A 9,477-nucleotide genomic window follows, 5' to 3' on the forward strand; every position below is an offset into this window, starting at 1 on the left:
GTCTCCTCGCCATATCCAATCGACCAAGAGAGCGGTCGTTTGCGGAGCAGTCCGTAGGATGGGATGGCGAGGTCTCCTCGCCATATCCAATCTCCCCTTGAGAAAAGAAATAATATTTCCTTATATTCAATTCCCGTGCGGTTTTAACCAGAGGTAATTATCAATTATCCATTAATGAAAGCACTTTTGAGGATGCTAAGGTACAGTCATAAGACTACTTTTTTTATTTTATATTCCCTGTTTCCCGTTCCCAGTTAAGTGTTCCCTAGGACAATAAAACTTTGTACCTCACACGCCTCCGAAACTGCTGTAAATAGGACTGGTACAGAAACTGGGTTGATCAATGAAATTTCGCATTAGCGCGAAAAACAATAATCAGAGCAATAAACCCGGTTTATTGTTTTGATGCCTAAGTTCTGTTAAACTTATAAACTTGATACTAAAAACCCAGAGAAAAGAAGAATGCAAATCAGAGAATATTTAGAACCAATAGCTGAGATATTCCGCAATTTTGGTACTCCCGAACCAATTGTACATTGGGGACACCCACTAATGATGGCGATAGTTGTATTTGCCATGGGTAGTTTTGTTGGTTTTACCGGATGGCGTAGACGAGTAGTCACTGATGAAGCAATAGCGATAGAAAGTGGTTCTAATCATCGGAAAATCGCACCATTTATGTTTCTATTTATGGCATTAGGTTACACAGGTGGAGTATTATCTCTTGTAATGCAGGAACAAGAAATATTTGAAAGTCCCCATTTTTGGACGGGTTCAGTAGTATTGGCACTACTAGCAACTAATGGTTTTATTTCCCTAACAAAATTTGGTGGAAATCAAGCAGAATTGCGCACTACTCACGCTTACCTAGGTAGTATCGCACTTTGTATAATGTTTGTTCATGCAGTGTTAGGTTTAAGACTAGGTTTAGCTATCTAAATTATTTATCGTTCATGGTAGTTAAACGTTAATGTTTTTAACATAATAATCAGGTTCGTAGTTGGGCTTTAGCCCAAATATTTAAGGGGGCTAAAACCCAACTACAAACAAAGGTCTAACTTCCTTCTTCCTTACTAAAAAATGAATCAAGCTTTAGCGCTCGTCATCTGCCTAGCTTACATAATGGGGCTAATATCTACTATTGTACCTTGGGGTATATATGCTGTACTAACTATAGGATTAGTATTAGCAATTATCGTACAACAAAGATACCGACAAAATTTACGCAGGTCAGCTAAAGTAATCACAACTTCTCAGCAGAAAATAACTTCTGAAGACTTACTCAGAAGTGGTGAATTTCCAGATTCTCTCTCCAAAAGAACTAGAAAATCACTCCTAAATTCAAATTGGTTGTGGATAACTGCTGGAGCGATCGCTTTTTTTGCCAGTATTTATTTTCAATTTCGAGTACCCCAACCTACAGCAAGCGATATTAGTAAAATCATCCCAGTTGATGGTGAGTCTAAACAACAAGTAGTTACGGTTCGTGGAAGAGTTATTTCCTCACCCCGCAAGACTCGCTCTGAAAAAGCACAACTTTGGCTAAAAGTAGCTCAAGTAAGTGAAATAGTTGGTACTGATGGTTCGGCAAATGTACACCAAGATGTTACAGGAAAACTTTACGTTACAGTACCCCTTCTGCAAGCAACAGGTATTGATCCTGGTGAATTAGTGGCAATAACTGGTTCTTTATATAAACCATCACCAGCGACTAATCCTGGAGGCTTTGATTTTCGTGCTTATTTAGCTAGACAAGGTTCTTTTGCTGGGGTTGCAGGTTATAAACTTACTACTACTAACCAAGAAAGTAGTAATGCTTGGGGATTATATAAGGTTCGACAGCGGATTATTCGCGCTCAGGTAAGTTCCTTGGGAGTGCCAGAGGGTCCTCTGGTAAGTGCAATGGTTTTAGGACGTAGAGCTGTAGATTTGTCTTATCAGCTACGAGACCAGTTTGTGCAGGTGGGTTTAGCTCATGTATTGGCAGCATCAGGTTTTCATGTTTCGTTAATTTTAGGCGTGGTGCTGACTTTGACGAAAAATTTGCCTTCAGGAGCAAGATTTGGTTTTGGTATCTTTACTTTAATTATCTATGTGGGTTTGACTGGTGGTTCGCCTTCGGTATTGCGAGCAGCTTTTATGGGTTTAGCAGCTTTGCTGGCAATTGTTTCCCAACGCCAGGTTAAACCATTAGCTTCTCTAGTTTTGGCTGCTACTTTGCTGTTATTAATCAATCCTCTGTGGATTTGGGATTTAGGATTTCAGTTGAGTTTCTTGGCAACTCTAGGATTATTGGTAACAGTGCCACCTTTAATGAAACGGTTGGATTGGTTGCCCTCTGGTATTGCTTCTTTAGTTGCTATTCCCATTGCTGCTTCTGTTTGGACGTTACCTCTATTGCTATCAGTGTTTTATGTGGTTTCGCCTTATACTATTTTTGTGAATATTATTACTGCACCTCTGGTTGCTGTAATTACTTTGGGTGGATTTATTAGTGCAATGCTGGCTTTAATTTCCCCTTATGTAAGTAGCTTGAGTGCTGGAATTTTGTATTTTCCAGTTAGGATTTTGATTGAAATTGTGCAGTTTTTTAGCAAGTTGCCAGGAAATCAAGTGGCAGTAGGGGCAATATCGGTTTATCAGTTGGTTGTGCTATATGGGTTGATTTTTGCTACATGGTTTTTGAGAAGTAGACCCCCAGAAGTATATAAGGGCAAAAAGAAAAAGTTGCCTCTGAAGTTTTGGCAATGGGGTGTAATTTTGGCGATCGCTATTATTGTTATTCCTCTCTGGTATACTTGGACTTCTGTGGTTCAAGCTACGATTCTTGATTCATCTTCAGAACCAGTGCTTGTGATTCAAGACCGAGGTAAAGTAATCCTGGTCAATGTTGGAGATGAAAATACCGCCAGGTTTACTGTATTACCATTCTTACGGCAGCAAGGTATTAATAAAATTGATTGGTCTATTGCTGTTCATTCTCAAAAAGGTCTGAGTCGGGGTTGGTCTAATATTTTTGATAGCTTGAGAGTTAAAACTTTTTATGATGTAGAAGCTGATGATGAAAAGAATTATAAAACTAATAATCAACCCGTGTTTGATGCTCTGCAAAAGAGTCAGGCTAATTACTACACTGTGGTAAATAATCAAAATATTGAGTTGGGTTCTACACAGATGAAATTAATTAATTCTGAGACCCCAGTTGTAGAATTTATGATTCGTGGCCAAAGTTGGTTATTATTAGGAGATACTAAACTGTCCGAACAGAGTAAGTTATTAGCAGCAAGAAGTTTTCAGCAGACTCAGGTACTTTGGTGGCCGGGAAATAAGCTGAATCCAGAGTTATTGAATATTATTCGGCCAGAAGTAGCGATCGCTTCGGCAAATTCTGTCCATCCACAGATGATAGAATTTTTTCAAGAAAATAATATTCCTCTATTTTGGACAGGTCGTGATGGTGGGATTAGATGGACTCCTGTTACGGGCTTTCAAACTACTTTAGAATCAGATCAGGTTGATAGTTCTTTTCTTTGATATAGAATTCGGGTAATTAGTTACCGTATTGCGCTCGGAGTCAGGAGTCAGGAGAAAGAAAGGATTTGAATAGCATGAATTTTTAAATTAGTTTTCAATAGAAAATTTGTCTAAAGATGAAGTAATTTTACGATTACTGTATAATATTATATCCGGTTAAATAGTTATAATTAAAGTTCGTAGTAGGGCTTCAGCCCTAATGAAGCCCTACTACAAACAAAAACTTTTTTATCACTGATTATCCGGACATGATATAACCGGATTTTATATGATATAATAAATGATATTTTGCTCATCTTAATGGTCAAAACTCCAAAATCACTTTTGACTTTTTAATTTTGACTTTTGACTTGTCTGGGAGAGGTGGCAGAGTGGTCGAATGCGGCAAACTCGAAATTTGTTGAAGGGAGACCTTCCGTGGGTTCGAATCCCACCCTCTCCGTTGAAAATTATGTATGGCAGGGAATAGGGAATAGGGAACAGGGAACAGTTGGAAAAACATTTCCTAGTCTAAGATCGATCATCTTTTCTGATTTTTCTGTTCCTGTACCGAATGTGAAAAAAAAATTCACATTGACTATGTGTGAAATTTATTTTGAGAGTGAGTCAAGATTCAATCTGCAATTAAATGTCATTTTTCGTCACTGCAAATAAACATTAGTTAGGATTATTTGTAGTGAAACAAGGTTGAGATACAAATTATTCGCTAGTACATCAAGAAAGTCTAGGAACAGACTGAGGTATAGCACTACGCAAATAGGTTAGGACATTTCTAAATCCTGAAACCTTTTGATAGTCAACTGTTCCCTGTTCCCTATTCCCTATTCCCTAGCGCTATAATAGTAAGTTTGGTGGTCACCTATTTCGGCGTTGCATAACCTAGGTATGAATTATAAATATGTATCTCAAACACTAATTATTCCCTAATTATTTATTAGGACTACTTCCTACTCCCTAGTTTCAAAATCATACCCGTGCTTCAGCAACGCCCTTATTTCAATTAGATTTGACTTCATGGTCGCAAAGGCAATACAGCAGAAGAAAGGTCAGAGTTAGCGTTTTGGCTATTGCCAAGATGAAATGCGCAGCAAGCGTGTAGCTATATCGCTCCTTGGAGTTGGAACGACTTGCTTATAACAATTCACTTTAAAGATGTCACAAATAGTTTCAAACTTTAAATGTAAAATAATTTCCTGAAATTACTGAGCGCGTCAAAGTTTTGAGCTGATAAAATCTTACTTTTAACTTTTGTACTGGCGTTTCATGTCGCGCAGCGAAATGGCCATTCGCCCCTACTTCCCCTCCTGGCTCCCCTCCTGGGAGGGGCGGGGGTGGGTTGGGTTAGGGGTGGGTTGACTTTTGACTTCTGTGAAACGGTATTACTTCTCCCAGACTTTGCGCTCTGCATTACCAATATTTACATCCGAATTAATACTTACACCGAGGATTACACTAAATGACCCTAAGTATTTTTCCAGGTCATAAAATTCCCGATAGAGTTCGCTCTATTCCTTTAAAAAAACTTAAAACAGAAACAGAATTAGACCAGAATAATTTGTTGAAAAGTATATCTCTTGGCGAACACACCGCCTTTTGGCAGTTATGGTTATTATATCAAGACTATCTTTACGGTCGCTGCATAACTTGGATGGGAGGCGATCGCACGAATGCGGAAGAAGCATTAAGTCTTGCCAGAATGAAGGCGTGGGAAAAACTACCACACCACGCCGAAAAAATTACTAATCCCAAAGCGTGGCTAACTCGAATGACTCATAACCTCTGCGTGGATCTGCATCGAAAACGTCACAGAGGTGCAATGGGTGTTGAAAGTATTGAAGAAATGGCAGTAGGAGAAGACCAGACATTAGCTTCTAGTGAGTATTCTCCTGAATCAGCTATTCTCCGTGGCGAGTTACAAATGTACATCCGCCGTCAAATAGAGATTCTGCCACCCCGACTGCGAGAGCCTTTTATTCTGCATTTTTACCAAGATATGTCTTACCCAGACATTGCCAAAAAACTTGGTCTCTCTGTGGATAACGTTTACAAACGCATCCAACAGGGGCGAGAAATTCTGCAAAAGCAATTGAAGCCGTATCTATCAGGAATGGATGATTCTCCCCTCTTGTTAAAAGAGGTTGGAGAGGATGAGATTTTGGATGAATTTCAATCAGAAAAATCAGTAATTCCATCTCCTCTTTCCATGACAACCGAGTGCAATTTTGAGCAAATCAATTATCAGGTAACAGCAATATGTCTAGAAACACTAGCCGTTCTGCTGAACTTACCCAAACTTATCTAAACCGAGGTTTGAGCTTTGGAGACAAGCTTCCTACTTCACTCAAGACCACTGCCTCATGGGCTGTAACGTATCTTCTCCACAGGCTTAAAATCGGCGGGAACGTCACCTAATCATTTAACTATAACATAACCTTTGCCATTTACCACTAAAAAATTTGAAAATGAAAAAAAGTAAGGAAAGAGTATCTTTAGGTAAGATTTCAGCTTCTGTTTTTACCCCCTGTTTAGTAAAATTATCCCAATCTTCAAAGGTCGAGTTAAATGTACAACTGGTATTAGAGAAAAAACCCACCCGACAACAGCAGAAATTGAAAACCTTAACTAAATATGTGCAGCAGTATCCTTCTGGATGGAAGAAACGGTTGGAATTAGCCGATCTGCTATATGAAAGTGGAAACTGGGAGCTAGCTGTTGAGGAATATCACCAAGTTATTGAGCGGCAACCTCAATTAATTCAAGTGGGGTTGAAACTGGGGAAGCTTTTACAGTTGATGGGAAGGGTGAGTGAGGCAATTAAGATTTATGACAAAGCCTTGCCATTATCTAGTAATGTTGCTACTGGTCATCATATCCAGGGTTTGATAGAAGTCTGTCGCCGTCACCCTGACAAAGCAGTAAAAATGTTTGAGAAAGCCACATCTTCTGAGCCAGAAAATCCATCTCACTGGTTGGCGTTGGGGCGAGTTCAGATGGAACTGAATAATGCTCAGGCTGCATTGAGAGCTTTTGAGCAAATCTTGTCAATTCAGCCAGATGATATTGTTGCCTTGATTCACAGTTATGATGCACTCCTAGCAGTGGGTCATTTTGAGGAGGCGGAGTTGAAGTTAAGTCGAGCAGAAGAGTTAGTTCCTGATGATTACTTAGTTTTAAAACGACGCTTGGCGTATCGTTGCCGGATGAAATTAGTATTGGGTGAGGAGGGGAAGCAGACTAAAAAGATGGTTAATGCTGTATTGAAACTGGCTCCCCACTCTGCTGATGCTCACCAGTTAAAGGCTGAGTATTATCGGTTGCGAGGAGAGTCAGCAAAAAGTGTAGCTATATTGAAGAAGTTTACTGAGGAGTACCCAAATAATCCTAATGGGTGGTGTTATTATACCCGGTGTTTGTCTGACATAGGTAAAAATCAGGCAGTTGCTTAAGCTCTTTAGAAAGGCGATCGTCTATGTATCAATTATTATCAGTGCGATCTCCGCTGTTGTAGTTAATGAAATGTAACGCACCATCCATCATTAGATGGTGCGTTATATCAAATCCGTTTGATTGGACATAAAAAAATTCTCCAATCGTCATAACTGCTAAATCTTTGTGATTATCTCTCCTCCTGAGTCCTGACTCAGGAGTCAGGAGGGAAGAAACAAGAAAGAAGAAGGAACAAGAGGAGAAGAAGGAGAAAGTTTTTTGATCGCTAATTATCCAGACATGATATTACTGATAGCAAAAGAGGTACGCTACACTTTGTTAACGCACCCGACAAGATAGGTGATTAGCCCAAAGTGCTAGCGCTTCGCGATTTACCTAAGGTCACGGGAAGCGAACGCTTATCTTCATACGATCCTGCCTTAATTGGCAGGATGTAGCGAGGCATTTTGGGTTGAGTTGGGGGTAATTTAGTGACCAGTCACCAGTCATCAGCGATTGGATGATTGTAACGGGCGGTGAGGAGGGGCTCAGTTAACCGCCCTGTGCTATATCCTTACTAATTCTGGATCTTTAGCAAAACATATTACCGATGGCACGATAGGTTTCTTTCCCGACAATCCCATCAACAATCAAGTAGTTAGGATTAGATTTTTCGAGGGAGTTGTAGTAGCTTTGGAAATCCCTTACTGCCCCTTCTGTTTGGGAGCCAAACTGTCCGTCGAAAAGCAAATTGTAGCCCATGTAGCAAATTAAGAACTGCTGGAGAAAGCGGACAGCTTCACCTGCTTTTCCCTTTTTCAAAACTGGTAAGTGGGTGACGTAAGGAGCATTAGCATGAGCCTGAGTAGTTACTTGAGGACTATTAGCTGGTACAGAACCAGTATCTGATGCAGAACCATTAGCTGGCAAAGAGTTAGACTTGATAGTGTTAGTTCTCATGATGGATTTCTTTTGCTTAATTAATTATTTGACGTTTAGTAGGAAAACCTTTTCAGGTTTCGACATTCGACAACTTTTTTATTTGATGTCTTTTGTCTCTACACCCTTAAGACGATCTCAAAACCCAATTTCTGAATTTTTCGAGTTAGCACCAATTTTTTTCTCTCGACTCACCCCATTCAACCCAATTCAAAGCCAAAAACCCTTTTGCACTAAATTTTGTGGCCGTTTTAGTACCTTTATTGATATAGCGATCGCCCAATGAGGAGAAGAAGCCATTAAAAAAGCGATGGCCTTTCTTTGATAATATAGGACTTACGCAAAGAAACCCGGTTTCTAGGAGAAATCGTTGATTTTAACAATAGCTCTTGTAGTGGACTGTTTCATCTAAAATCATGCAATAGGAAATTGGCCAGAGATTGCTATCCTGACGGACTGCTCCGCAAACACTATCGTTTGCTATCGCAAAGCTGCGCTTTTCATGTCGGCGACAGCCGAAACGCAATGACAACTCTAATGCACTATTTAAGATGAAACAGTCCATTAGGGTGCGTTAATGAAATGTAACCCACCATCTAATGTCCGTTGTAACTGGACTAACACATCTTAAATGGTGCGTTACGACAGATTGTTAATACAAACCCGCAGCGAGTGATTTGAGCCGTAAATACGCACCCTACACCTTTTGCTACGGATTCTGTAGTTTTGAATTTTTTTAATCGTTTAATTGATGTAAATGCTATAATAGTATTTTACACAGGAGCATCGGGAGTATTTTACACAAAGATAACCTAGGACAAACTATGAATATTGACACAGAAATTTTGCAAACGATTGAAAAAATGCCAGAATCTCTCAAACAAGAACTTCTACATTATGCTAAGTATCTGGTGAAAAACTACTCGAAAGATGTTTCACTAGAGCAGCATCCTGTCAAAAAACGTCGTTCAGGCATCTTAAAAGGCACGTTTGTTCTACCATTGTCTGATGATTTTGATGAGCCGTTGGCAGATTTTAAGGAATACATGGAATGAGTGATTTTTTGTTAGATACTCATACCTTTATCTGGTTATCTGAAAATGATTCTAATTTGCCTAATAACATAAGAGATATGATTGATGTAGCAGATAGGGTTTATCTCAGTATTGTTAGTCTGTGGGAAATTGCTATTAAGTTGAATATTGGTAAGTTATCACTGCAACGAAGCTATGAAAATATTGGGATTGAACTTGAATTCTCAGATATTCTCTTACTACCTATTTCATTTATTGATACCGTGCAAACTTGTTATCTACCTCTACATCATCGCGATCCATTTGACAGAATGTTAATCGCTCAAGCAATGAATAGATCCCTTGTTTTGATTAGTCGGGATACTAAATTTGATGCTTATCCAATTCAGAGATTATGGGAATGAATTGACAACCTATGGATAATGAATCTTATTATAATGACTCTTATTACTGATAATTAAAGAGGTGCGTTACGCTTCTCTAACGCACCCTACTGCCGTGTCAAGCTTAAAATGGTGTATTATAGTTCAAAAATACTGGGGCT

General features: G+C 39.3%; 7 protein-coding genes and 1 tRNA gene. 7 read left to right on the forward strand and 1 reads right to left on the reverse strand.

All coding sequences use genetic code 11. The annotated features are described in order from the left end of the window. Positions 1-462 precede the first annotated feature (462 nt). From ACP6PM_RS22145 to ACP6PM_RS22165, 5 genes are all read left to right on the forward strand, one after another. Complete coding sequence (locus tag ACP6PM_RS22145) at positions 463-939, forward strand: DUF4079 domain-containing protein (protein WP_426588440.1); 477 nt, start codon at positions 463-465, stop codon at positions 937-939. Positions 940-1,080: 141 nt separating this feature from the next. Next, positions 1,081-3,534, forward strand: coding sequence for a ComEC/Rec2 family competence protein (locus ACP6PM_RS22150; RefSeq protein WP_426588442.1), 2,454 nt, complete (start codon positions 1,081-1,083; stop codon positions 3,532-3,534). A 357-nt stretch (positions 3,535-3,891) separates the two neighbouring features. After that, positions 3,892-3,976, forward strand: a tRNA-Ser gene (locus ACP6PM_RS22155). Positions 3,977-4,990: 1,014 nt separating this feature from the next. Then, entirely contained in the window at positions 4,991-5,836 is an 846-nt protein-coding gene (locus tag ACP6PM_RS22160; RefSeq protein ID WP_426588444.1) for an RNA polymerase sigma factor, read from the forward strand. A gap of 160 nt (positions 5,837-5,996) precedes the next feature. Next, positions 5,997-6,980 (forward strand): tetratricopeptide repeat protein, encoded by a 984-nt coding sequence (locus ACP6PM_RS22165; RefSeq protein WP_426588446.1) that lies wholly within the window; start codon positions 5,997-5,999, stop codon positions 6,978-6,980. A gap of 571 nt (positions 6,981-7,551) precedes the next feature. On the opposite strand, the gene ACP6PM_RS22170 is transcribed toward ACP6PM_RS22165, so the two are convergent. After that, positions 7,552-7,920, reverse strand: coding sequence for a peptidoglycan-binding domain-containing protein (locus tag ACP6PM_RS22170; RefSeq protein ID WP_426588448.1), 369 nt, complete (start codon positions 7,918-7,920; stop codon positions 7,552-7,554). Between the two features lie 803 nt (positions 7,921-8,723). On the opposite strand from ACP6PM_RS22170, the gene vapB reads away from it, so the two are divergent. Further along, positions 8,724-8,954 carry a type II toxin-antitoxin system VapB family antitoxin gene (gene vapB, locus ACP6PM_RS22175; RefSeq protein ID WP_426588450.1) on the forward strand — a complete coding sequence of 77 codons (231 nt, stop codon included), beginning with the start codon at positions 8,724-8,726 and terminating at the stop codon, positions 8,952-8,954. Beyond that, positions 8,951-9,337 carry a type II toxin-antitoxin system VapC family toxin gene (locus ACP6PM_RS22180; RefSeq protein WP_426588452.1) on the forward strand — a complete coding sequence of 129 codons (387 nt, stop codon included), beginning with the start codon at positions 8,951-8,953 and terminating at the stop codon, positions 9,335-9,337. The genes vapB and ACP6PM_RS22180 overlap by 4 nt, the downstream gene beginning before the upstream one ends. The last annotated feature ends 140 nt before the right edge of the window (positions 9,338-9,477 follow it).

The organism is Dapis brunnea BLCC-M229 (genome assembly GCF_050015995.1).
GTDB lineage: Bacteria > Cyanobacteriota > Cyanobacteriia > Cyanobacteriales > Microcoleaceae > Trichodesmium.